16 protein-coding genes and 2 pseudogenes are annotated in these 25419 nt (G+C 60.9%); 14 read left to right on the forward strand and 4 right to left on the reverse strand.

The annotated features are described in order from the left end of the window. Window positions 1–100 precede the first annotated feature (100 nt). On the reverse strand, window positions 101–1459 hold the full coding sequence (locus ACEN83_RS19730; RefSeq protein ID WP_126046318.1) for an MATE family efflux transporter: 1359 nt from the start codon (window positions 1457–1459) through the stop codon (window positions 101–103). Window positions 1460–1899: 440 nt separating this feature from the next. Between ACEN83_RS19730 and ACEN83_RS19735 the strand changes: the two genes are divergently transcribed. Then, window positions 1900–2172: a hypothetical protein gene (locus ACEN83_RS19735; protein ID WP_429517178.1), complete on the forward strand. Its 273-nt coding sequence runs from the start codon at window positions 1900–1902 to the stop codon at window positions 2170–2172. 64 nt (window positions 2173–2236) lie between these two features. Here ACEN83_RS19735 and ACEN83_RS19740 read toward each other — a convergent pair whose 3' ends face one another. Continuing rightward, window positions 2237–5107 carry a multicopper oxidase domain-containing protein gene (locus ACEN83_RS19740; protein ID WP_495578167.1) on the reverse strand — a complete coding sequence of 957 codons (2871 nt, stop codon included), beginning with the start codon at window positions 5105–5107 and terminating at the stop codon, window positions 2237–2239. Window positions 5108–5737: 630 nt separating this feature from the next. Between ACEN83_RS19740 and ACEN83_RS19745 the strand changes: the two genes are divergently transcribed. From ACEN83_RS19745 to ACEN83_RS19775, 7 genes and pseudogenes are all read left to right on the forward strand, one after another. Further along, window positions 5738–7234 (forward strand): methyl-accepting chemotaxis protein, encoded by a 1497-nt coding sequence (locus ACEN83_RS19745; protein ID WP_495578168.1) that lies wholly within the window; start codon window positions 5738–5740, stop codon window positions 7232–7234. 195 nt (window positions 7235–7429) lie between these two features. Next, window positions 7430–9007 (forward strand): ArnT family glycosyltransferase, encoded by a 1578-nt coding sequence (locus tag ACEN83_RS19750; protein WP_495578169.1) that lies wholly within the window; start codon window positions 7430–7432, stop codon window positions 9005–9007. 224 nt (window positions 9008–9231) lie between these two features. Further along, a complete protein-coding gene (locus ACEN83_RS19755; protein ID WP_495578170.1) occupies window positions 9232–10425 on the forward strand; it encodes a Fic family protein in 1194 nt (397 codons plus the stop codon). A gap of 122 nt (window positions 10426–10547) precedes the next feature. Next, window positions 10548–10952: an antitoxin Xre-like helix-turn-helix domain-containing protein gene (locus ACEN83_RS19760; protein WP_495578171.1), complete on the forward strand. Its 405-nt coding sequence runs from the start codon at window positions 10548–10550 to the stop codon at window positions 10950–10952. After that, complete coding sequence (locus tag ACEN83_RS19765) at window positions 10946–11638, forward strand: RES family NAD+ phosphorylase (RefSeq protein ID WP_116581414.1); 693 nt, start codon at window positions 10946–10948, stop codon at window positions 11636–11638. Before ACEN83_RS19760 ends, ACEN83_RS19765 begins: the two co-directional genes overlap by 7 nt. A gap of 289 nt (window positions 11639–11927) precedes the next feature. Beyond that, window positions 11928–12164: pseudogene (locus tag ACEN83_RS19770) on the forward strand (hypothetical protein); the annotation flags it as partial. A 324-nt stretch (window positions 12165–12488) separates the two neighbouring features. Then, window positions 12489–13232: a hypothetical protein gene (locus tag ACEN83_RS19775; RefSeq protein WP_495578172.1), complete on the forward strand. Its 744-nt coding sequence runs from the start codon at window positions 12489–12491 to the stop codon at window positions 13230–13232. A gap of 403 nt (window positions 13233–13635) precedes the next feature. Here ACEN83_RS19775 and ACEN83_RS19780 read toward each other — a convergent pair whose 3' ends face one another. Next, window positions 13636–14049, reverse strand: a complete 414-nt coding sequence (locus tag ACEN83_RS19780; RefSeq protein WP_007979246.1) for a cupin domain-containing protein — start codon at window positions 14047–14049, stop codon at window positions 13636–13638. A gap of 44 nt (window positions 14050–14093) precedes the next feature. Continuing rightward, window positions 14094–14846: an SDR family oxidoreductase gene (locus ACEN83_RS19785; RefSeq protein ID WP_495578173.1), complete on the reverse strand. Its 753-nt coding sequence runs from the start codon at window positions 14844–14846 to the stop codon at window positions 14094–14096. 216 nt (window positions 14847–15062) lie between these two features. Between ACEN83_RS19785 and ACEN83_RS19790 the strand changes: the two genes are divergently transcribed. The 6 genes and pseudogenes from ACEN83_RS19790 to ACEN83_RS19815 form a co-directional block, all read left to right on the forward strand. Further along, on the forward strand, window positions 15063–16652 hold the full coding sequence (locus ACEN83_RS19790) for a winged helix-turn-helix domain-containing tetratricopeptide repeat protein (RefSeq protein WP_495578174.1): 1590 nt from the start codon (window positions 15063–15065) through the stop codon (window positions 16650–16652). A gap of 260 nt (window positions 16653–16912) precedes the next feature. Beyond that, window positions 16913–18286 carry a glutamine synthetase family protein gene (locus ACEN83_RS19795; protein ID WP_007979256.1) on the forward strand — a complete coding sequence of 458 codons (1374 nt, stop codon included), beginning with the start codon at window positions 16913–16915 and terminating at the stop codon, window positions 18284–18286. Window positions 18287–18293: 7 nt separating this feature from the next. After that, window positions 18294–19685 (forward strand): aldehyde dehydrogenase family protein, encoded by a 1392-nt coding sequence (locus ACEN83_RS19800; RefSeq protein ID WP_495578175.1) that lies wholly within the window; start codon window positions 18294–18296, stop codon window positions 19683–19685. A gap of 3 nt (window positions 19686–19688) precedes the next feature. After that, entirely contained in the window at window positions 19689–20849 is a 1161-nt protein-coding gene (locus ACEN83_RS19805) for an iron-containing alcohol dehydrogenase (protein ID WP_495578176.1), read from the forward strand. Window positions 20850–21012: 163 nt separating this feature from the next. After that, complete coding sequence (locus tag ACEN83_RS19810; protein ID WP_495578177.1) at window positions 21013–22569, forward strand: amino acid permease; 1557 nt, start codon at window positions 21013–21015, stop codon at window positions 22567–22569. 286 nt (window positions 22570–22855) lie between these two features. Next, window positions 22856–25205: pseudogene (locus tag ACEN83_RS19815) on the forward strand (type VI secretion system Vgr family protein); the annotation flags it as partial. Window positions 25206–25419 lie beyond the last annotated feature (214 nt).

Raw genomic sequence — 25419 nt, forward strand, 5'->3', positions numbered from 1 at the left:
CCCCAAAATCCAGATTTTGTGAGCGCTTCGCACTCAAACGGGGGCAAGCCCCCTCGCCACAGGGTTCAGTGAACAGCATGCCCCTCCCGACGCCTTCCGCCTACACCAACCGCTCAATCTTCTGATGCTGCCACACCAGTTTGTAATACAGCGTCTGCAACACCAGCATCCCCAGATACGCCACCGGAAACGCCATCCACACCCCTTGCAACCCGAACTTCGCATCCAGCAGATAGGCCGCCGGCAACTGCACCCCCACCACGCAGACAATGGAAATCGCCACCGGCACCATCACCGTGCCGCTGGCCCGCATGATGCCGCCGATGATCGCCTGGAAGCCGAACACCAACAGGCTCCAGAGCATGATGTGCAACAGGTGCTGAGCCATGGTCCGCGTCGCTTCTTCCGTGAGGAACGAAGCCAGCAGCCAATGCGACAGCAAATACCCGAGTACCACCAGACCACCGGTCAGACACACATTGATCATCAACCCCGTGCGCAGAATCGGCCCCATGCGTTCGATGCGCCCGGCCCCAATCGCCTGCGCGCCAAGAATCGACGCGGTAATGGCAATCGACAACGCCGGGAACTGCACGTAATTGACGATCTGCGTCACCGCGCCATAGGCCGCCGTCGCCTGGGAACCGTGCTGGTTCACCAGCGCCAGAATCACCAGCTCCGACAGCGACAACACCACCATCTGCAACCCGGTGGGCAAACCGATGCGCAGCACCTTGCCGAGAATCGCCATGTCCAGCTTCATCGCCGCAAAGAACTCGCGGTCCGGCGCCAACGGATGGCCCTTGCCAATCAAGCGCCACGCCAGCAACCCCATCGCCACCAGGTTACCCACCAACCCGGCAAACGCCGCACTCTGAATCCCCATCGGCGGCAAGCCAATCCACCCGCGAATCAACGCCGGCGTCAGCGCCAACCCGACCATGGTCGACACCACCAGCGCCAACAACGGCGACAAGGTATCGCTCACCCCGCGCAGCAACTGCGTGAACAGCACAAACACCAACAGCGACGGCATGATCCACAACATCACATGGGCATACGCCACCGCATCATCCAGCACATCCGCCGGCGTCCCCAACCCCACCAACGCCGACCGCGCAAACACACTGCCCACCACCGCCGCCGTCAACCCGATCAACACCCCCAGCAACAAGGTTGCCCCGGCAATCGCCTTCACCAGATGCGTCTCGCGCGCCCCCCACGCCTGCCCGATCAACACCCCCGCGCCGGCACCGAGGCCGATCACCAGAGCGATGAAGAAAAACACGATGGGGAACATCCCCGACACCGCCGCCAGTGCCTGGGTGCCAAGCATCTGGCCGATGTAGATGCTGTTGACCGTGCCGGACATGGATTGCAGGAAGTTCGACAGCACCATCGGGGCGAGGAAAAACAGGTAGGTTTTCCAGAGCGGGCGTTGGGGGTTGGGGGTTTGCATGGGCGAAGATCCATCTCGACGGCAGGAGCGATGATTAAGGATAGCGTGGGTGGCTGAAACCAAGGGGCGATGACCATCTCAGGTCTGTGTCTGGATTTCCAGCAACCTGAGGTGAAAGGTCTGAAGTTTCATCATCACGGATCTTACGTCAGCCTCGGAATTCCTCACCTTGCCCATGACCTTGATGAAGCTTATAGTCCGCCCCGTCGCCCTAATGGCGACCAGGTTTGGCGACCTGTTCGATCGGATGCAAAAGCACTGTGCTTTTTTGCAGATGCTGTTGCACCTACGCAAAGCTGTCTTTATGGCAGCTGTGCGCGGGAGACCTTCGGGTCTGCCGGTTTTCCGATCCCGGTTCGCCAACCTGCGTACAGCTGTCACCCATTCGTTTGGCGACGAGTGAGGGACAGTCAACCTTTAAACTGATCGGAGTTTCATCTATGGAAAGATACATGCCCCTCACCGGAATCGATCTGGTTCCGGCCTCCCTGCTCATCGACACCCAAGCCCCACTCGACGTCCTGCAAGCCATGGCCGATTACCGTATTCGGACAGTCACGCAGGTGCTGGAAAACATCGCCTACCGTTCCGAGCTCGGTTGCGACACGGTGGTGCTGGAAGACTTTTCCAAGCTGCTGGTCATTCCGTTGCGCGATGGTTGTGACTTGATGGATGTGATTGGGCGGCGGTTGCGGGCGCAGGCGGCGGAGTAAATGAAAACGGGCGCAGAACGCGCCCGTCTTTTGTCCGACGAAAAAAATGGCTTGATAGACGACGCTAGCCTTTGCCTCCGCTAACACTGCTACTGCCACTGCTACTTCCCTGGTCATTGTTGACCTTGACCTGTGGCCCGACGCCATCTCCCGTACGGAAGGTCGGTAACGCCACCGAACCCACGAATTTCACGCCGTCCCAGCTGGGCAATGGCGTGGGCATCAACTGGATCTGGCCCGGGTGCTCGGAGTCCCAGCGCAGCAGCATCGAGGTGTCCTCGTGCTGTGTGTTGTGGCAGTGCTCCATGTAGGTACCGGCAAACTCACGAATGCGTATGGCCATTTCAACATTGTCGCCGCTGTCCGGATCGGGGCCTATGCGATAGATATCCTTGCGCGCCCCTTTTTCCCATTCCGGTGGAGTCTTGCCCCCTCGAGTGAGAATGACCCCTTCCTCGAAGTGCACATGCACCGGGTGATCCCAGCCATTGCCGCCGTTCTGGACCTTCCAGACTTCCAGCGTGCCTTCCCCCTTGAACCCTGCCGGTGTCGGCCCGGTAGCCAGTTGTGGCGCGGCCGAGATCCGCCGCGGGTCCATGTTGAAGCCTGGGCCGCCATCGGTCTTGATCGTCCAGGGCGCAAAATCGGTGCCGTCGGAGCGGCCGAAGATAAAGGTGCGGTGCCGCGCCTGGGCGAGCCGGGCGATATCGGCAGGGTCATCACGGTGCAAGGGCAGCGGGATCATGAACCTGCCCTCGGGCTTGCCAGGCTTGGCGGGCTCGAAGTCCACCGGATTCATGCTGACATCCTGGCCGGTGTAAGGCTTGACGTTCACTTGCATGAACACGCCCACGCCCGGATCACCGTTGATCCACTGTGGCCCGTGGCTGGTTTGCCTGACCACAGGCAGGTACCTCTCGGAGAGTACATCCGCCAATGGAATGTCACGATTGGGACGCTTGCCGTTTTCATGCTGCTCGATGTTGACGAAGAAAATCCTGTCGCCCGGCTTGATGCCGTTTTTCGCGAAGTCGACGACGATGTCATAGCGTTCGGCAATGCCCATCATCGGCAAAATGGCATTGTTGTCTTGTCTGTCACCGTCTCCATCGAGGTCCAGGCTGCCATCGAACGGCACCGCGTGTTCCATGATATTGCCGTCGTTGGCAATCATGTGGAACGGCACCCGGTTATAGGAAACCCCGGAGTTTTTCGGGCCGGGAAACTCGCCACCATTACCATTGACCTGACGCACCAGCGCCAGCTTGAAGTAGCGGGAAACCGAGCCATTGAGAATGCGCAGACGGTAGCGCCGGGCACGCACGTCCAGGAAGGGTTTGTACTCCCAGTTGGTCAGCACCTGGTCACCGAGAAAACCGTCGGTGTTGAAGGGGTTGAACCACAACTGGCCGGCCTGGTCCCAGGCCTTGTCGGCGATCGTCAGGTTGATGTCATAGTCGCGGTTGCCCCAGCCCAGCGCCGAACCGCTGGGCAAGCGCAGGTTGACCCCGTCGTCGACCGACTCGTTGCCACGGTCCACGGCGCTGTAGTAGTTCATCATCGTCGCGTTGCCCTTGTAGACATTCTGCGCGGTGAAATCGAGCATGTGGTCGTGGAACCAGTGGGTGCTCATGGTTTCGCGCCAGTCGCCACGGATCTTGATGGAGCCGTGGTCGCAGGTCTTGAAGCCGGGGGTGGCGTCGTTGACGAAAAGGGTTTCACCGGGATCGCACGGGAACGCCGCACGCGGATCCTGAGCGCTGGTATTGATGCTGTCGTAACCGGCCAACTGGATCGGCCAGCGATAGTCGTAGTACTGCCCCGGGAAGAAGAACGCGTTGGTAAAACCGTCGCTTTCCGCAGGTGAGTGGCCGTTATGTTCATGGGTGGTGATGGTGTGCAAGCCAAAGCCCCGGTTGGCCGACGGGTCAATGGGCAAGGCATCGTAATGACGCATCAGCATCGCCTGGCCATAACGTACCTGGAGCAGTTTGGGCGGAAAGGTGCCGTCGAACGTCCACAACGCATTGTGGTCCTGCACAGGCATGTTGGGGTGAAACTGCACTTGAATGCCCTTGGTCGTGCCCTCGTTGACCGGGTCGCCATTGGTGTTGTGATAGAGCCCGCCTGGCGCGAATTCCCCCACGGCGTAGTTATGCCGTTGCATACGATCACGCAAGCCGCTGTTGACGTGCGCGCCGGCTTGCACCGTCTTGAAGGCGTCGCGCGGGAAAAACTCATTGAAACGCTGGTGCGACCAGCCTTTTCCCGGCGGCCGGCCTTCTGCGGGCGAATCGACCCGGCGATTGAGGAAATCCTCGATCTGCGCCTTCCAGGGATTGCGGTCCAGCACATTGGAAAACTCTGTCGGGAAAGGCGTCAATGCCGGCTGCCGGAGAAAGGCATCCAGCGCAGCCGGCGACGGGCCGCTACGCGCCACCTTCAAGGGATCTTGCGCCGGTGCGGGCCCCACTGTCGGGACCGGAAACGGAACGGGTGACGGTGGGTCGGCCGCGTTCAGTTTGTTCGAGCCGAACTCCTCGAAAAGCTCGAGCTTCTGCGTGAACGGCTGAGCCCCGAACACTGGGCTGGCATTTCCGTTGGTGGGGATGTTGAAGCTGGTTTGCAGATTGGGTGGCAACACATTGTCGACCAAGGGGGTCGTGCGGTTACCGACCACGCCATTGGGCAGGTCGAAGGCGCCTACATTTGCGCGAGGCAGCTTGAGTAAGTCCCTCAAGGCAGCATTGGGGTCGACGGGCTGATTGGTGAACGCCGACGGGTCAGTGGGAGGCGGTGCATCGGTGTTGTCGAGGGGGGCTGCCTGGGTCTGGGAAAAGCCCAGCCCCAGCATGATCGCGGCAGCAGAGATACTCAGCGCCAGTCTGGTTTTGGACAATGCACCAGGATTCAACCTTGCGGTATCCAGTTTCATCGCAAACACCTCTGACGGGTTCTACGGAGCGCGTGGAAAGACAGGAGCAACGAGCCAATGCGCCTGGCCCGGCTGGCGAAACGCTTGATTTCGAGCAGGGATGGTAACGACGCAACTTCCCTGCCAAAAATGACAGGAGATGACCAATGGCTCCAGGCCATACCCCCGTTGTCTTCTGGCGTGTGGCAGGCGTATGAGAAGCCAGGATGAAAGCCCCGATGACGGGGAATTTCCCCCGATACAGGGTGCGCTGGTGGGAGGTATTGGGGCCACGAAAAATCGACACTTTCTGAATGTATCGAGCGGTTGAATCCGCAGCCGATCGCTGCTTGTGACGAGTGACTGCATAGACCGATATCGGCCTCGTCAAAGGCTCCAGCGCGTCCCTGCATGCACCCCTATCTCCGCCAATTCGGCATTCCTTGCCTCTAAATCTGACATTGTTTCCCTCTGCCCCGCCAGCCCATCCAGGAATGATGGCCAACGGCTACACTCCTCAGGATTTCTCAACTTCACCTCGACCATGACGGCAACCGATTTGCCTCAATGGTTCAAGCGATAAAAGGCTTGTCTTCCGGTATCAGTCCAACCCCAGTTTCTTCCCGGTTCGATTACATGGAGTCAGCGTACATGCCCTTCCCCCCTCGCTTCCTCGACCACTACCGCAAGGCCGACCGCATCATGCTGGGCCTGATCTGGCTGATGTTCGCTTTCGCGGTGGGCCTGGCGTTCTGGCACGACACCTTCAAGCAGGCGCTGTTGGTGGGTGGCGGTACCAGCCTGTTGTTGACGCTGTTGTATCGCGCCATCGGCGGCTCGCGGTTGATGCGCTGTTTGCTCGGCACAGGCTTGATGGTGATGGCGGCGTTGCACATCAATCAGGCCGAGGGGGTCATTGAGTCGCACTTCGGGATTTTTGCGTTGTTGGCGGTGCTCACGTTCTATCGGGACTGGCTGCCGATTCTGGTGGCGGCGGTGACGATTGCGCTGCATCACGTGGTGTTCCATGTGCTGCAGCACCAGGGTTTTCCGGTGTATGTGATGGCGCATCACGGTGGCTGGACGATGGTATTCGTTCACGCCTTTTATGTAGTGATGGAGACGGTGGCACTGCTCTATCTGGCGGTGCACAGCCAGGCCGATGCGGTGGAAAGCCAGGACATGCTGGACAAGATGCTCGCCGCGACTTCGCAGCTGACAACCGATCCTGGCAAGGGTGACAAGGCGCGAGCGCATGTGTCGCTGGCGCAGCGGTTCGATCAGTTCCTGATGCAGATCACCGCGTTGGTGGACGGGGTGGTGCGTGACTCCAACGGCTTGGGCCAACTGGGCCAGGAGTTGGCCAAGGCCAGCAACACGCTGGAGCAAGGCGCCAAACATCAGTTGACGGAAATCGCGCAGATGACCGGGTCGATGCAGCGCATGGGCGATGCGATGGAGCACATCGTGGTGCAGGTCGAGCATGCCGTTGAGCATGCCGGCCAGGCCAGTGTGCAGATCACCCGCGGGCAGGAAAGCGTGAACCGCGCGCGGCAGGAAATCACCCAACTGGCTTCGCGCCTGGAAGGCACCAACCAGACCGTGCAGGTGCTGGCCGGGCAGGCACAGCAGATCGGTACGGTGCTGGAAGTGATCAGCAGCATTGCCGAGCAGACCAACTTGCTGGCCCTCAACGCGGCGATTGAAGCGGCGCGTGCCGGCGAGCAAGGCCGCGGCTTTGCGGTGGTGGCCGATGAAGTGCGCAGCCTGGCGCAGCGCACGGCGGTGTCCACCAAGGAAATCAGGACGATTATCGAGGCCCTGCAGCAAGGCAGCCGCAAAGCCGTGGAGGCCATGCAGGACAGCCGTGAAGGCGTGGAGCGCTGCGTCGAGGACAGTCAACTGGCGGCGGCGATGTTGCAGGCCATCGGCAGCGACATCTCACAGATCGATGAACTCAACGGGCGAATTTCCACCACGACCCGGGAACAATCCACGGCGAGTGTCGAAATTGTCGGGCGCTTGCAGTCGGTGCAGAACATTGCGCAGAACACGGCGGATGATGTGCAGACGTTGGCGTCGAGCAGTCGTCAACTGCCGCCGATTGCCACACGGCTGGATGCGCTGGGGCGTACCTTTCACCCTTGAGGGAACCGTGATGGGCATGAACAATTTTTCATCCAGTCCATCACGGCCTGATTTCAATGGATGTGGCGCACACCGTCCCTTCAACGCTAATGGTTTGTTCTCGATCTACTGACAATCCCATCACATTTCGCCCGATAGCCTTGCTGCTCCAGCCGCTTCTCCGTCGTCACGGTGAGCGCAACGTGCGAAATAATGATGAACCATTCGATAGTCAGGTTTCTGAAAAGTGACCGCGGTGCGCTGATCCTGCTGCTCGGCGTATCGGCGTTTGTATTGCTGTTCGGGTTGGGCGCAAGGGAGCTTTGGGGCGCGGAAACGCGTTGGGCGAACATCGCGTTGCAGATGCTGCAAACCGGCGATTACTTCGACCCTTACCTCAAGGGCATGCCCTATTACGACAAGCCGCTGCCTTCCTATTGGCTGATTACCGCCACGGCCCACCTGATGGGCGGCCTCGGGCACTGGTCACTGCGCCTGTCTTCTGTGTTGGCGGCGTGGCTGAGTATCTGGCTGGTCTATTTGATCGGTGAACAGTTGTACAGCAAAGGCACCGGCCTGATGGCCGGCTGGTTTCTGGCGACGACCTTCTTTTTCGTGTTCTGGGCCCGGGTCGCCACGGCGGACGTGCTGACGGTTTGCGGTGTGTTGGCCGCTGTCTGGTGGTATTGGCGCGGGCCGGACGACACCCGGCTGAGTCGCTACAGCGTGTTTTTCCTGATGCTGGCACTGACGTCGCTGTTCAAGGGCTTGATCGGGTTCATCCTGCCGGGGCTGATGCTGTTGCCGCACCTGCTCAGCGAGAAGCGCTGGAAGAACCACCTCAATCCACGCCTGTTTCTGGCGATGCTGGTGGGCGGCGTGATCTACATGCTGCCGTTCATGTTGTCACACCGTTATGGCACGCCGACCTATGGACCGAGCGGATTGGGCCTGGTGTTCCAGGAGAACGTGGTTCGGTTTTTCAAACCCTTCGACAACATCGGCCCGATCTATACCTATCTGCTGTATCTGCCGGTCTACACCCTGCCCTGGGCCCCCTGCTGGATGCTCGGCCTGTGGGTGGCCGTGCGCAGCTGGAAGCACACCGAGCCCAATGTTCGCTGGCTCATCGGGGGTCTGGGGTTGCTGTTCCTGTTCTTCACCGCCAGTGGCAGCCGGCGCAGCTATTACGTACTGCCGCTGGTGCCGTTCGCGCAATTGCTGGCGGCCTGGTGGGTCACCCGGCGCATGGCAGCGCGTGAAGCGGCCGGCAAAGCCCGCGGCCCCGGTTGGACCCAAGGCATTGCCGGGGCGGCCGGATTCCTGTTTGTGGTCCTTGGCGTGGTCTATCCCTGGACCAACGGCGGCGCCGGCGGTGTCATGCAATTCACCCGGGATGTGCGTGCCGAAGCCATCAAGACGGCGCCGTGGAACGAATGGCGCATGGTGCTGGTGGATGTCGACAACAAACTGCCCATGTACCTGCAGAATCATGGCTCGCCGTTCTACTACGTGCTCCCGGATTCGGACATCCCACAAACCGGCGATACTGCGGCACTGATGGCGTGGCTGGAAAAGAAAAGTGGCGAGACCTGGAATCCCGAGCGCACGATCATCGTCGAGCAGTACAAGGACCTGAAACAACTGCCGCTGGAGTATCTGACGGCGGACCATCAACTGATCACCACCAAGCCTAACAACGGCGCCCGGCTGTTTCATGCGCATGAGAATGGCAGTGCGGCGTTTATTCCCTATGGCAAAGCGGCGGCCGGACAATTTGCAAGCGGCGCTTGAGGGCGCCGCAGCAAAATTAATTGAATACGGGCGTCTGATTTGTATTCGATGGCGACTGGAACTCCAGAACCCTGGAAAATTTTCAAAAATTTGTGAAATAAAATGTGAAGATAGCCAAGTTAAAAACCCTCACAACATCACATAAAACCCAACAAAATAAGGCTTGTTAAACGATCACCTATGTGAAATAAAATGTGAAGATAAGTCTGACGACACGAACTGCCATGCCCTTAATCACATCGAAATCCTGGCTGGACCCGGTTCTCCCGGAGTCACTGCCCCCATCGATCATTGATCTTGCGGATGCGCTGCCCAGAAAAACCCAGTTTCTAGCCGGGCGACTACCGCCTGAAACCGCCGCACGACTCGGCCGCCTCCTGCAAATCACCAATACGTACTACTCGAACCTGATCGAAAGGCAATACACCGAGCCTGCCGATATGCAGAAAGCACAAACGGCGCCGGTCAAAGATCGCAAGCGGCTGAAAAGCCTGGCGGTTGAACAAATGGCGGTGCAAGCCTTGTTTGAGCGCACGTTGCGCCAGCGAGGCCCCTTTACCTGGGGCGACATGTTCGCACCCGAGTTCGTGAGCGCTGCGCATAACCGGCTTTTTCGCGGTGCCAGTGACGCAGAACGTACATTGTCGGATGGCTCAATCATGCAGCCCGGCATACTTCGGTCGGTCACGGGGCAAAACGTGATCGTCGGCAATCATGATGCGCCGGACGCTTCAGTTGTCGAGGCGATGCTGCGACACCTTCAGTCAGGGTTTGGCCGGCAGACGGACCCTCGCCGCCAGCTGATTTCTTCGCTTGCCTACCACCATCGGCTCGCCTGGGTTCACCCCTTTACCGACGGGAATGGTCGGGTTGCGCGCCTGATCACTCATTTGCAGTTGGTACATCTGGGGCTGGAGCCAACCCTCTGGTCACTGTCACGCGGCCTTGCTCGACGGCATCAGGATTACTACAGCGCCCTGACCATGGCCGACCGCGCACGAGAAGGTGATTTGGACGGACGGGGTCAATTGTCCCAGCGACGTTATTTCGAATTCATTGAGTTCATGCTGCAGGTTTGTCACGACCAGGTCGACTACATGATTGCCGCAGTGGACCCATCCCGCCTGCGTGAGCGTGTCATACGCGCATTTCGCTACAACGAGAAACTTCTACAGCAAGGTATCCGTCCGGAAAGTGCACCCGCGATCATCGCGCTAATCACCCAGGGCAGCTTGCCGCGCAATGAAATCAAGACGTTCACCGGCCTGACGCCGCGCCCGGCAATCGACGAGTTATCCAGGCTTGTAAAAGTCGGCCTGGTAGAAAGTCGAACACCGAAATCCAGAATCGTGACCCCCGGCCTGCCCGCCTGGTTTGCCCAGGATGTCTTTCCAGACTTGCATCGACGTTTTCAGTAGCGCCTCAGCAAGATAGCGGCCCTGATGCAGAGGCACGGCAAGGCCACCTGTCGCACGAACATTGCTCTACAGACTCATTAAATCTACATTTGAATCTATAGATGCATCACAAGGACACGAACATGGCCATCTCCGCCCAAGCCCAATCGTTCAGCAAAAACCAATGCGTCACCGGCCTGCGCGCTGCAGTGAGCATTCTGGAAAAGTGGCAGGCCAGCACTGACCAGGCCTGTCGCATCCTGCGCATTTCCCGCAGCACCTACACCCGCGCCCGTCAGCGTGACCCGGACTGGGCGGTGGCACTGGATGCGGATCAGATGCAGCGCATCAGCTTCGTGCTGAACATTCACGCCACGCTGCGACTGGTGTTCGACAACCCGGACAACGTGTACGGCTTTGCCTCGATGGCCAATGACAATGAGTTTTTCAATGGCCGCAGCCCGCTGGAGATCATGGCCCAGGGCGACATGATTGCGCTGTATGAAACCTTCCGCCGCATCGACATGTTGCGGGGTGCGCAATGGTGATGGCGAGTGAGCTGGCGGTGTTTGCCGGTCAGTCGTTGCAGGCTTATCGCCTGGTCAATTCGAAGTTTCCGCCGATTGCGTTGTTTGATGACGTCGCGGACGCGGATGAGTTTGAGGTGCTGTTCGAGATTCAGGCGCTGACCAATCCGCGGTTGAAGAATGAAGTGGGTCAGCTGGAGTTGATTGCGCGCAGCGAGATCCCGTTCGGGATTGCCGGGTGCTCTTACGCCATTGCGCCGTTTACCCATGTCAATCCGGCGGGGTCGCGCTTCAGTGACGGCAGTTTCGGGGTGTTGTACCTGGCGGACTCGATGGAAACGGCGCTGGCCGAAGTGCGGCATCACCAGGCGCTGTATTGGTCGAAGGTGCCGAGCCTGAACTATGAGCGGTTTGTGTTTCGTGGGTTGGCCTGTGCCTTTGGCGATGGCGGAATGAAGGACGCCACCGCCCTGCCGCTGACCGATCCGGTGTATGCGTCGGACGATTACAGCCATTCCCGCGTGCTGGGGCGGGCGGTGCGGGACGCCGGTTGTCCCGGTTTGCGTTATCGCTCGGTGCGCATGCCGGGCAGTCATTGCTGGGCGTTGATGACGCCGAGGCCCGTCTCGTCGATTGTGCAGACGGCGCATTACGAGATGGTCTGGAATGGGCAGATCACCAGCGTGAGCCAGATCAGCGAAGCCTGATTGCCTTGCGATGACTCTGTGGCGAGGGGGCTTGCCCCCGTTGGACCGCGCAGCGGGCCTGAGATCAACGACGGTGTTTTTCCTGACAGAACGCATTTTCCTCTCTTGCGACCGCTTCGCGGCCGAACGGGGGCAAGCCCCCTCGCCACAAAAAGCGGTACCTGCATGTGCGGTGCTCGATCCATTGACTGCATCGATAGTCACCATCAGTTCAATGAAGTTCTCTTAAAAAATCCCCGGCGTAACATCTGCTCCATACCCACCCATAAGCACCCCGGAGCACACCATCATGAAACGCCAGACCCTCCTCAGCATCGCTTTCTCGGTTTTCGCAGTTAACGCTTTCGCCGCAAACTCTGCTCAACCTGTGGTCGCTGAAGGCGGCTCGGATCGTCTGATTGAAAGCCGTGTGGCTGAAGGTGGTTCGGATCGCCTGATCGAAAACCGCGTCGCCGAAGGCGGCTCCGACAAGCTGATGCAGAACCGCGTCGCCGAAGGTGGCTCCGACCGCCTGATCGAAAACCGCGCGGTTTGAATGCAGGGCTATACCGCAGGACTCAACGAAAAGCCCGGCCTCAAGCGCCGGGCTTTTTCGTGCACATGAAATAAATCAGTCCCAATATTTCAGCGCCCCCCCCGTGTAGCGCCTCCTCTTCTTTCATTCAGGATAGAAGAGTGTATCCACGCGACAAACGGCACCTGTTTTTAAGAAAAACCTGTCATTTGTTACAGTTGTTACATCGCCAACTGTGCCCCCTAATGAACCTGTCGACTACAGGGGGGGGTGAGAATTTACTCCACTCCTTGCGATGAATTGAACCAATCAAATCTTCTCTTTGGAGTTTCCACCGTGAACGAATTTCAAAATAATGCGATTCGCAAGACCAAACTCGAAAACGACAGATCCCGCACGGGCAGCGTCGAACTCCTGCCTGCGCCCATGGTGATGGAGCGGGATGAACGTACCACCATTCTTTATGAAGGCGAGATCGAAGAGTCGGGGGCGATAACTCGACTGGCGGTCTATCCGGGCATGGCGCGCGGCGATCGCATAAAGCTGACCTGGGAGAACACTTCAACCGAAATAGTGAAAAAATACTCGACCGAGCTGAAAGTCAGCGATCCTGAATCCTATATCGACATCAGAGTGCCGAAGAGCTTTGTGTGCTATTTCATCAATAATCTCGGAACGTTTCAGGTCACGTACAAGGTCATCCCCGCCGCTGGTGGCCCCTCGCGGCATTCCGAATCGACCACCGTCACATCCGTCAAGTCAGCGGGTTCCGTGATCCCTGCCCCAAAGGCTCCCGAAGCCAAAGATGGAAATCTGAACTCGCAGCATGATTACCCTGATGGATTGACCATTCTACTCAGTCCCAATTGGACAATTAACTGCACCTGGACGAGCTACGGTCGGGATGGCCGAATCCTTTATATTGAGAGATGGAAGCCGGAAAGTGACGAGAAAACGGTCGTATTACCTGACGTACTAAAATTCAAGGAGGCAGGCGGAGAAGTTCGTGTCAGCTCTTTTAGTGACAACCCGGAAGAGTATATTTTCGACTCCTTGCCTCTGGTTCTGAAGGTGTTGTAACGCTCGACTGCAACTTCTGCTCAACCTGTATTCGCCGAAGGTGGCTCCGACCGTCTGATCGAAAGCCGCGCTGTCTGAATGCAGTGCTTTACCGCAGGACTCAACGAAAAGCCCGGCCTCAACCGCCGGGCTTTTTCGTGTGGGTGATCAATTCGTCCGTTGTTCATGCACTTTCGCATAGCGCGCCAGGTCAATCTTGATGCCGACCAGGATGGGCGCGGCCGGCGGTCAGCGGGTCCATGCCCTTCCCCTCCAGCATCGCGGTTGTAGTCGTCAGCCGTTCGATGAGCGCGTGCCCACCCGGAATGACGTAGTTGCCCAGGACCACGCCGTTGGTGACGGCGTGATGCCCGATCAGGGTCTGCCGCCCGGCTGTCGAGCCTTCATGAGCGGGTTGATCGGCTCACTGTTTGATCGGGGTGACGAGCACCTTTTCCTCGGTGTCGAGGACGAACACCGCCAACAGGCGTGCCGGTTGGGTGTCACTGGCGTTGGCGCTGACCAGGTGCACGGAACCCGGCTCCTCTACGAAGTTTTCGCCGACCTTGTAGATCTTTTCCGGCTGGCCTTTGACCTGGATGCGAAACGAGCCTTCCAGCACGGTTGCATAGATGAAGGCCGTTTTCGGATGGGTGTGGGCCGGCGACGCAGCACCCGGCCCATACTCGACGACCACGCCCCTCATGCTCTTGCCAGGGATGTTGGGAATGGGACGGTCGAACACCACCGTCACCTTGCCGGGAGGCGGCTCGGCGGCCGAGGCGGCGCTGATCGAGAGCGCTGCGAAGACAGCGGCCATTAGCAATCGGGTAACCATGGAATTTCTCCTGGATGGGTAGGGAAATGTAAGGGTGCGATGCGTTACTGCGCTGTCGACCGGGCCAGCCAGTCGTCGAAGCGAATCGCGCCCAGGCGTGCGTTCTTGCCGGTGACCAGCGATTGATCGTCGAGCACGGCGCCGAAGTAACGGGCATGTACATCCGGCACGACCTTGCGGCCGTCCTGGGTGGCTCGCAGATAGCGCCTGGCCAGGTCGTCGATCGGCATGGTTTCCGGGCCGCCGACTTCAACCGTGCCATTGAGCGGTGCTGCCAGCACGACATCGGCCAGCGCCGCTACCACGTCGTCGGACGCTATCGGCTGGATCAGAGCCGGCGACGCATGAATCTCATCGCCAACGGCGAACGACTGGACAATGCCGCCGGCAAACTCGGAGAACTGCGTGGCACGCACAATGCTGTAGGGAATGCTGGACGCCTTGATAAGGGCTTCCTGCGCAACCTTGGCCCGAAAGTAGCCGGTATCGGGAAGCCGTTCGCTGCCGACAATCGACAGGGCCACGTGATGACGAACCCCGGCAGCCGCTTCGGCGGCCAGCAGGTTACGGCTGGAGGTCTGGAAGAAATCGAGAACGGCCTGGTCCTCCCACGACGGCGCGTTCGCCACGTCGACCACCACGTCAGCACCATCCATCGCTGCGGCCAGGCCTTCGCGGGTGATGCTGTTCACGCCCGAGCTGGGGCTGGCGGCGAGCGCATCATGGCCGCGCTCGCGAAGGTTGTTCACAAGTTTCGATCCGATGAGGCCGGAGCCTCCGATGACGACGATCTTCATGACTGTTCTCCACTTGTCGACGGCAACCATTGCGTCGGTATGGAGAGATTGCCTTCACGGGTCAGGCAAGTCCTTGGGTTTGCCTTGGAGAGCGCTTGGATTTTTGTCCAAGGCCACTGACGGTCGTCCAGCCTCCCTTGCCGCTGACGGTGCAGCGGCTGACGAGCTGCCGTATCATTCTTTGCAGTCACAACCAGCCGCCCGGGGATGCCCGTCTTGCCATTCAGCTTTGAAGATTACGTACTCGATCAGGAGCGCCGGGAACTGACCCTGCGCGGGCAAGTCGTGGCCGTCGGACCGCAGGTCTTCGACCTGTTGCTGCTGTTCGTCAACAATCCCGACCGCGTCGTCAGCAAGGACGAACTGCTCAAGGCGGTGTGGGGCGACCGGATCGTTTCGGAATCGACCATCACCAGCCACATCAATGCCGTGCGCAAGGCCATCGGCGATACCGGTGAGGAGCAGCGCCTGGTACGCACCGTCGCCCGCAAAGGCTACCGCTTCGTTGGCCGGATCAATGGCGACCTGACCGGGCAAGCGCGACAGCCCGAGAGCGATGAATACCCGAGCGCCGCCCCGAAGCCAAACCCCTCCCCTGCGCTGGTCCTGCCAGAAAAACCCTCGATCACCGTCCTGCCCTTCCAGAACCTGAGCGGCGATCCGGAGCAGGAATACTTCGCCGACGGCGTCGTGGAGGACATCATCGCCGCCCTGTCGCGTCTTCGCTGGCTGTTCGTCATCGCGCGCAATTCGAGCTTCACCTACAAGGGCCAGACGGTGGACGCCCAAGGCGTTGGCCAGGCGCTGGGTGTGCGCTACGTGCTCGAAGGCAGCGTGCGCAAGAGCGGCAACAAGCTGCGCATTACCGGGCAACTGATCGACGCGACCAGCGGTACGCACCTCTGGGCCGAGCGCTTCGAAGGCCTGCTGGACGATATCTTCGAGCTGCAGGACCAAATCACCGAAAGCGTCGTCGGCGCGATCGCGCCGCAACTGGAGCGGGCAGAAATCGAACGCGCCAAGCGCAAGCCGACGGATAGCCTCGACGCCTACGACTACTACCTGCGGGGCATGGCAAAACTGCACAGCGGCGGCCGGGAAGCCATCGAGCAGGCCCTGCCGATGTTCTACCAGGCCATCGAGCTCGATGGGGAATTTGCCTCGGCCTATGGCATGGCTGCCTGGTGCCACTTCTGGCGCAAGCTCAATGGCTGGATGGGCGATCGGCCTGCAGAAATCGCCGAGGGCATACGGCTGGCGCGGCTGGCGGTGGCCCTCGGCCGCGATGATGCCGTCGCGTTGACCCGGGGCGGACATGCACTGGCCCATCTCGCCGGCGAAGTCGACGGCGGCATTGCACTGCTTGACCGGGCACGCCTGCTCAACCCCAACCTCGCCCCCGCCTGGTTTCTCGGCGGCATCCTGCGGGCGCTGCGCGGTGAAACGGACGCGGCCATCGAGCACCTGAACCATGCCGTTCGCTTGAGCCCGCTGGACCCGGAAATGTTCAGGATGCAGGTCGGCATGGCGCTCGCGCATTTCTTCGCCGGGGACTTCGATGCCGCTGCGGCCTGGGCGGACAAGGCATTGGGCAACCTGCCCAGCCTGCTGGTCGCCGCGGCACTGGTGGCGGCCAGTCATGCGCTCGGTGGTCGAATGGACAAAGCGAATCTGGCGATGCAACGCCTGCTAGCGCTGGATCCCTCTTTGCGCCTGTGCGCCCTCAAGGACTGGCTGCCCATTCAACGGCCTGAGGATTTCGCCCGCTTCGTCGAGGGATTGCGCCTGGCGGGATTGCCGGAGTAAAGGCGACCACCCCTGACCTGTAGGAGCGAGCCTGCTCGCGATGGTCGTCAACGATGACGCGGGTTACCTGATTAAACGCGGCGTCCTCAAGTCCATCGCGAGCAAGCTCGCTCCTACAATAGTTGCACATTGCTACGGTAGTCTAAGCTTTGAGCAACTCGTTGCTCATGATGCTCGGTTCTGCAGGTTTCGGTGTTTCTGGAGAGCGTCTGCAACAGCGATCTCAGACTGGCCAAAACCTTTCACGCAGGATTGCCGTGATGACCGAGCCCCTCCTCAGCTTTGATGCACTCAAACGCGCCGCTGCCGCCGGCGAAATCGACACCGTGCTGGTCTGCATGGTCGACATGCAGGGACGCCTGGTCGGCAAGCGTTTCCAGGTCGAGTTTTTCATCGACAGCGGCCACGAAGAAACCCATTGCTGCAACTACCTGTTGGCCGACGACATCGACATGGAGCCGGTACCGGGTTACGCCGCAGCCAGTTGGAGCAAGGGCTACGGCGATTTCGTGCTCAAGCCCGACATGTCCACCCTGCGCCGCGTGCCCTGGCTGGAATGCACGGCACTGGTGCTGTGCGACGTGCTCGATCATCACCATCGCCAGGACCTGCCCCACAGCCCGCGGGCGATTCTGAAAAAGCAGGTCGAGCGCCTGCGCGAGCGTGGCTATACCGGCATGTTTGCCTCGGAGCTCGAGTTCTATCTGTTCGATGAGAGCTACGAGGCGATCCACAAGCGCAACTATCACAAACCGAAAACCGCCGGCCATTACATCGAGGACTACAACATCCTCCAGACCACCCGCGAAGAGCCGGTGCTGCGGGCGATTCGCAAGCATCTGCAGGCCTCGGGCATTCCCGTGGAAAACTCCAAGGGCGAATGGGGCCCGGGCCAGGAAGAAATCAACATCCGCTACGCCGATGCCATGACCATGGCCGACCACCACGTCATCATCAAGCACGCCTGCAAAGAGATCGCGCAGTTGCAGGGCAAGGCGATCACCTTCATGGCCAAGTGGCGCTACGACGCCGCCGGTTCCAGCAGTCACATCCATAATTCGCTGTGGGACAAGAACGCGAAGAAGCCACTGTTCTTCGACGCGAAAGCCGAGTTCGGCATGTCGAAACTGATGCGTGCCTGGGTCGCCGGGCAGCTCAAGTACGCCAACGACATCACCTGCTTTCTCGCGCCCTACATCAACTCCTACAAGCGCTTCCAGGCCGGCACCTTTGCGCCGACGCGGGCAGTGTGGAGCCGCGACAATCGCACCGCCGGCTTTCGCTTGTGTGCCGAAGGCAGCAAGTCCATTCGCATCGAATGCCGCATCGGCGGCGCCGACCTCAACCCCTATCTGGCCTTCGCCGCGTTGATCGCGGCGGGCCTGGCCGGTATCGACGAAAAGCTCGATCTCGTGCCGCCCTTCGAAGGGGATGCCTACCAGGACGAGCATTTGCCGGAAGTGTCCAAGACCCTGCGCGATGCGAGCGCCGCCCTCAAGGCCTCCGCCATGTTGCGCGAGGCGTTCGGCGATGAGGTGGTCGACCATTACGTGCACACCGCCGAGTGGGAACAGAAAGAGTACGACCGGCGAATCACCGACTGGGAACTGCAGCGCGGCTTCGAGCGCTATTGAGAACATCATGACTGCAAAGGTGCAATTGATCTCCCCGGTCGATGGCCGGGTGTACGTCGAACGAGAGATGGCCGATGCGGCGCAGGTCGAGCAGGCGCTGACCGCCGCTGCCAGCGCACAGGCGGCATGGCAACGCCGATCACTGAGCGAACGCGCAGCATTGTGCAGCGCCGCAGTGGACGCGATGTTGTCGATGCAGGCGGACATCGTGCCGGAACTGGCCTGGCAGATGGGTCGCCCGGTGCGCTATGGCGCCGGCGAACTGCGCGGTTTTGCCGAACGCGCCCGACACATGATCGCCATCGCGCCGCAAGCGCTGGCCGCTATAGAGCCGGCGCCTGTGGCGGGTTTTCGGCGCTACATCAAGCGCGAGCCGCTGGGCACGGTGCTGGTGGTCGCGCCGTGGAACTACCCCTATTTGACGGCGGTGAACACGATCATCCCGGCGCTGATGGCCGGCAACAGTGTGATCCTCAAGCATGCGTCGCAGACGCTGCTGGTGGGTGAGCGTTTCGCCGAGGCCATGCGCCGCGCCCATCTGCCGGATGGCCTGTTCCACAACCTGCTGCTCGATCATCGGCAGACCGCCGCGATCATTGATTCGGGCCGGGTACAGCAGGTCAACTTCACCGGTTCAGTCGATGCCGGCAAGGCCATGGAAAGCGCCGCCACGGGACGCTTCATCGGCGTGGGCCTGGAGCTCGGCGGCAAGGATCCGGCCTACGTGCGGGCTGACGCCAACCTCGAGCATGCGGTGGAAAACCTGGTGGACGGCAGCTTCTTCAATTCCGGGCAGAGTTGCTGTGCGGTGGAACGCATCTATGTCGACCAGAAAATCTTCCCGGTGTTTGTCGAGCGCTTCGCCGAACTGACCCGCCAGTACGTGCTGGGCAACCCGCTGGACGAAGCCACCACCCTCGGTCCGATGGTGACACCGGGCGCCGCGTTTTTCGTTCGTGGCCAGATCGCCGAAGCGTTGGCCCAGGGCGCGACGGCGCTGATCGATCCGCAGGCCTTTCCCGCTGACGTGCCGGGCAGCGCCTACCTCGCGCCGCAGGTCCTGGTCGATGTCAGCCATCAAATGTCGGTCATGCGCGATGAAAGCTTTGGTCCGGTGGTCGGCATCATGCCGGTGGCCAGCGATGACGAGGCTATTGCCTTGATGAACGACAGTGAGTTCGGGCTCAGCGCGTCCATCTGGACCCGGGACCTCGCAGCGGCCGAACGCCTGGGCAACCAAGTCGCCACCGGCACGCTGTTCATGAACCGCTGCGACTACCTGGACCCGGCGCTGGCCTGGACCGGCGTGAAGAACAGCGGGCGCGGCGTCACCCTGTCGCCACTGGGTTACGAGCACCTGACCCGGGCCAAATCCTTTCATCTGCGTCACGAGGTGTAGACCATGAACCTGACTGGAAACTGGAACTACCCCACGAGCGTTCGGTTCGGCGTCGGGCGCATCGCCGAACTGGCCGACGTCTGTCGCAGCCAGGGTATCGAGCGCCCCTTGCTGGTCACCGACAGCGGCCTGGCGCGCGCGCCGATCACCACGTCGGCACTGGACGCGCTGCGCGCCGCCGGCCTGGGTGTGGCGTTGTTCTGTGACCTCAAGCCCAACCCGGTGGAAGCCAACCTGGCCGGCGGGCTCGACGCCTGGCGCGCCGGCAAACACGACGGTGTGATCGCCTTCGGCGGCGGCAGTGGCCTGGACATGGGCAAGCTGATTGCCTTCATGAGCGGCCAGACCCGCCCGGTCTGGGATTTCGAAGACATCGGCGACTACTGGACCCGCGCCGACGACAGCCGCATCGCCCCGGTCATTGCCGTGCCGACCACGGCGGGGACCGGCTCGGAAGTCGGTCGTGCGGCGGTGATCATCGACGAGCGCACCCACACCAAACGCATCATCTTCCACCCGAAAATGATGCCGCGCGTGGTCATCAGTGACCCCGCCCTCACCGTCGGCATGCCCGCCAAGGTCACCGCGGGTACGGGCATGGACGCGTTATCCCATTGCCTGGAAGCGTACTGCGCCCCCGGTTTTCACCCCCTGGCCGATGGCATTGCGGTGGAAGGCATGCGCCTGGTGGCCAACGCCCTGGTGAAAGCGGTACACACGCCGTCGGACCTCGAGGCGCGCGCGCAAATGCTCGCGGCGGCGGCCATGGGCGCCACGGCGTTCCAGAAAGGCCTGGGCGGGATGCATGCGCTCTCCCATCCGGTGGGCGCGCTGTACGACACCCATCACGGCATGACCAACGCCACCTTCATGCCCTATGTCCTGCAATTCAATCGCACGGCCATCGAGGAGCGCATCACCCGCCTGGCGGCGTACCTGCGCCTGCCCTCCCCGGGGTTCGACAGTTTCCTGGCCTTCGTCCTCAAGCTGCGCAAGGACATCGGCGTGCCCCATACCCTGGTTGAACTGGGCGTGGATGACCGGCAGGCCGACCTGATCGCGGACATGGCGATTATCGACCCCTCGGCAGGTGGCAACCCGCTGCCCTTGACCCGGGACGGCGTGGCAAAGATTTTCGACGCGGCACTTCACGGCCGTCTGTAGGAGCGAGCCTGCTCGCGATGGACGTGTGGATGACGCGGGGTGTCAGGCTCCCCGCGTCATCGTTGACGTCCATCGCGAGCAAGCTCGCTCCTACAGAAAACCAAGGTCGAGCCTACGGCGGCTCAGTTCGGCCTGTCCAAAACCTGAAAAGGGGCACACAACAATGAACCCAACAAGCCAGCCGGGCACCGACGCGCATGACGAGGACGTCAAGGTGCTGCACAGCATGGGCTACGCCCAGCAACTCTCACGACGAATGGGTGTTTTCTCCAACTTCGCCATTTCCTTTTCGATCATCTGCATCCTCTCCGGCGGCATCAACTCACTGGCCCAGGGCACCTCGGGCGCCGGTGGCATATCCATCGGGATCGGCTGGCCGATCGGCTGCCTGATCTCCGGGGTATTCGCCATGGCCATGGCGCAGATTTCCTCGGCCTACCCTACCGCCGGCGGCCTGTACCACTGGGGCTCGATCCTCGGCAACCGCTTCACCGGCTGGCTGACCGCGTGGTTCAACCTGCTGGGGCTGGTCACGGTGCTGGGGGCGATCAACGTCGGCACCTATTACTTCTTTTTCGGTGCCTTCGGACCGGCACTGGGCATGGAGGACACGACCACGGTCAGGGTGATTTTCCTGGCAATCCTCACGGGCCTTCAAGCCTTGTGCAACCACTTGGGTATCGGCCTGACGGCCAGGCTCACCGACTTCTCCGGCTACCTGATCTTCGCCACGGCGCTGGCGCTGACCATCGTCTGCCTGATCTCGGCACCCAGCTTTGAATTCGCGCGGCTGTGGACCTTCGGCAACTATTCCGGCGAAGCGGGCGGCAGCGTCTGGCCGCAGGTCTCCAACGGCTGGGTGTTCATGCTCGGCCTGCTGCTGCCGATCTACACCATCACCGGCTATGACGCCTCGGCGCATACCTCCGAGGAAACCCGCAACGCGGCCATGTCGGTGCCCCGCGGCATGGTCATGTCGGTGGTCTGGTCGCTGCTGTTCGGCTGGCTGATGCTCAGCGCGTTCGTGCTGATGCTGCCGAGCATGGACGAGGCGGCCAAGCAAGGCTGGAACGTGTTTTTCTGGGCCATGAACACCCAGGTCAACCCGACCTTGAAACTGGTGCTCTACGTGGCGATTTTCGTCTCGCAGGTGCTCTGCGGGCTGGCCACCGTCACCTCGGTTTCGCGCATGATCTTCGCCTTTTCCCGAGACGGTGGCCTGCCCTGCTCCAAAGCCCTGGCCTCGGTCTCGCCGACCTTTCGCAGCCCGGTGGCGGCCATCTGGACCGGTGCCACCCTCGCCGTGTTGTTCGACTGGGGCTCGTCGGTGATCTCGGTCGGAGCAACGCCGGTCTACACGATCGTGGTGTCCTGCACGGTGATCTTCCTGTTCTTCTCCTTCGCCATCCCCATCGTGCTCGGCCTGTTTACCTACGGGACGTCGAAGTGGCCGACCATGGGGCCATGGAACATGGGGCGATTCTGGTACTCGGTGTTCGCCATCCTCTCGATCCTGTCGATGATCATCATATTCGTCATCGGCATCCAGCCACCCAACGATTGGGCGCTGTACATCACCATCGGCTTCCTGGTCCTGACCGCCATCGTCTGGTTCGGTTTTGAAGCCCGGCGCTTCCAGGGGCCACCGGTGGGCGACATGATCGTCAAGCGCCAGGCTGAAATCGCCGCGGCGGAAGCGGCGTTGAATAAACAAGCCTGAGTTTGATGGCCGCTGTGTGCATTTAGTCCAGTCCTGAAACAGGTTCACGCCTGCTTCAGGACTCGCCCTCGGTACCCACGCCTCTACCGCCGCCCAAAACAAAAAAACGTACAGCGCCACGGCGTCGATCGCGATTGCGACGACAAATCCGCATCTAAAAAAGGAAGCGTCCTACATACAAGTTATTTCATAAGCGACTTAATTGCCGCCTTTGGGTTTCGCCAGGAGCATGGATGCGCAGGTCCTGGGGTGACCACGGGTTGCTTATGCCGCAGGAAGCTTGTTAATGGAACTGACAAAAAAATCCTCGCCACAGAACCGGCGTCTGATCAGGTTCACCTCCCCGATTGCGAACCAGCAGGAGCTGTTGCTCGAGCACTTTTCCGGCGTCGAGGGCGTGTCGACACTATTCAGTTTCGAGTTGTCGCTGATCAGTCAGGATGCGCGACTGGAACTCAAGTCGTTAATGGGGCAGCCGGCGTCACTCGAGATTGAATTGGCGAGCGGCGAGGCGCGTTACATTCACGGCTACATCAGTCGATTCAGCCTGCAGAACAGTGACGGCGGTCTGGCTTACTACTCGGCCACCTTGAGCCCCTGGCTGTGGATGCTGTCACGACGTGTCGACTCGCGGATCTTTCAAGAGCAGAGCATCGAAGACATCCTGCGCACGGTGTTCGCCCACTATGGCGTGCTGCCCAGGTTCGAGTTCCGCCTGGAGCAGCCGCTCAAGTCCCACAGCTACATCACGCAATACCGCGAGAGCGATCTGGATTTCGTCCTGCGCCTGCTGGAACGTGAGGGCTTGATGTTCTACTTCGAGCATACGAAGGAAGAACACCGCCTGATCATCACCGACCATTCGCGCAACCTTGAGCCGCTGGCCCGGCAACCGCGGATCCGCTACCACAGCGCGGCGGTCACCGAGACCGCCGACTCGATCACCCGATGGAGCAGCCAACGGGTTTTGCAGTCCGGCAAGATGGCCATCCGGACGTTCGACTACCGGCAACCGCGCAATCCGCTGCCGGTCAGCATGCCCAGCCTCAACGTCCAGGGTGATGTGCCAGCCTACGAGATCTACGACTTTCCCGGTCATTACAGCCACGGAATGCCTGCAGATGGCGAAGCGCTGGTGCGGCATCGACTCGAAGCCCTGGAGGTCCAGGGCAAGACGTTTGAGGGCGCCAGCAACTGTCGCGCCATGCTGCCGGGCTACACCTTCGAACTGACCCAGCACTTCGATCACGATGCTGATCCCGTGGATGATCGTCAGTTCCTCCTGCTCAAGGTGGAGCACCAAGGCCGCAACAACTACCTGACGGATCAACCGGCGAGCTACGACAACAGTTTCGTCTGCATCCGCCACAAGATTGCCTTTCGCCCGCCGATCATTACGCCGCGACCGACGATTTCCGGGCCGCTCACCGCCATTGTGGTGGGCCCGGAAGGTGAGGAGGTTTTCACCGACGAACTGGCGCGCGTGCAAGTGCGCTTTCATTGGCAGCGGGCGCAGGACCCTGCCCAGGGCACGACCTGGCTAAGGGTCGCCATGCCCAGTGGTGGCGCCGGCTTCGGCCATCAGTTTTTGCCGCGCATCGGTCAGGAAGTGCTGGTGACGTTCCTCGGCGGCGACATCGACCGCCCCCTGGTGACGTCGGTGCTCTACAACGCCGACCATTTTCCCCCGCACTTCAGTAACGCCACGGGGTTGCCGGGCAATCGAACCTTATCCGGGATCCAGACCCGGGAACATCAGGGCCAGGGCTTCAACGAACTGCTCTTCGACGATACACCCGGCGCGTTGCGCGCCCGACTGGGCACGACCCATCAGGCCACCGCGCTGAACCTGGGCAAGCTCGTCACGCCGCGAACCGACGGGCAGGCCCAGGCGCGCGGCCAGGGCGCCGAACTGCGCAGCGATGCCGCGATTGCCCTGCGGGCGGCCCAAGGGCTGTTGTTGACCACCTACGCCCGCCACGATGCGCAGGGTTCACAGCTGGACCGCGAAGAACTGCTCAAGCTGTTGGCCGAGTGCGGCGAGCTGTTCCAGTCCCTCGGCCAGACCGCCGCTGCCCGAGGCAGCCCGAAGATCGACACCCAGGGCATCGAGGCGTTGCGTCAGTCGTTGAGTCAATGGCCGGCACCCGAAAGCAACAGTCCGGGCGAACCGGTGGTCGCGGTAGCGGCTGAAGCCGGCATTGCCAGTGCCACACCGCGCTCGCAGGTGCATTACGCCGGCGAAAACCATGACACCACCGCCCAGGATCATTTGCAGCTGAACAGCGGCGCGGCCATGCGCCTGCACGCCGGCAAAGGCATCAGCGCCTTCGCCCAGGACGAGGGTATCAGCGCCATCGCCAATCGCGGCAAGGTGCTAGTGCAGGCCCAAGACGACGACATGGTGCTCAATGCGCAAAAGAACCTGCACCTGTCGGCCGCCGAAGGCGAAGTGCTCATCACCGCCCCCACCATCCGCCTGGTGGCCGATGACGGCAGCTACATCAGGATCGGTGGCGGGGTCGAGATCGGTACCCAGGGCAAGGCAATTGTGCATGCCGGCGAGCATGACTGGGTGGGGCCCAAGACCGATAGTGCTGCCGTTCCTGTTTTTGGTCGGGACGGCGCGGACCAACGGCATCGACTGCACTACGAAGGTGATCCAGCCGCAATTGTTCAAGGCCAACCCTACAAAATCGCCTTGGAAGACGGCGGCATGGTGCAAGGCATCACGGGGACTGATGGTCTAACCGAGTTGCTCCAGCGAACAGAGATGCAGCTCGCCAATCTCGAGGTTTTTCGCAACTCATCCCACCAGGCAGCGAACCCGGGCTCGAACAGTACCGGGGC

It is taken from the genome of Pseudomonas sp. Pseusp49 (genome assembly GCF_059491875.1).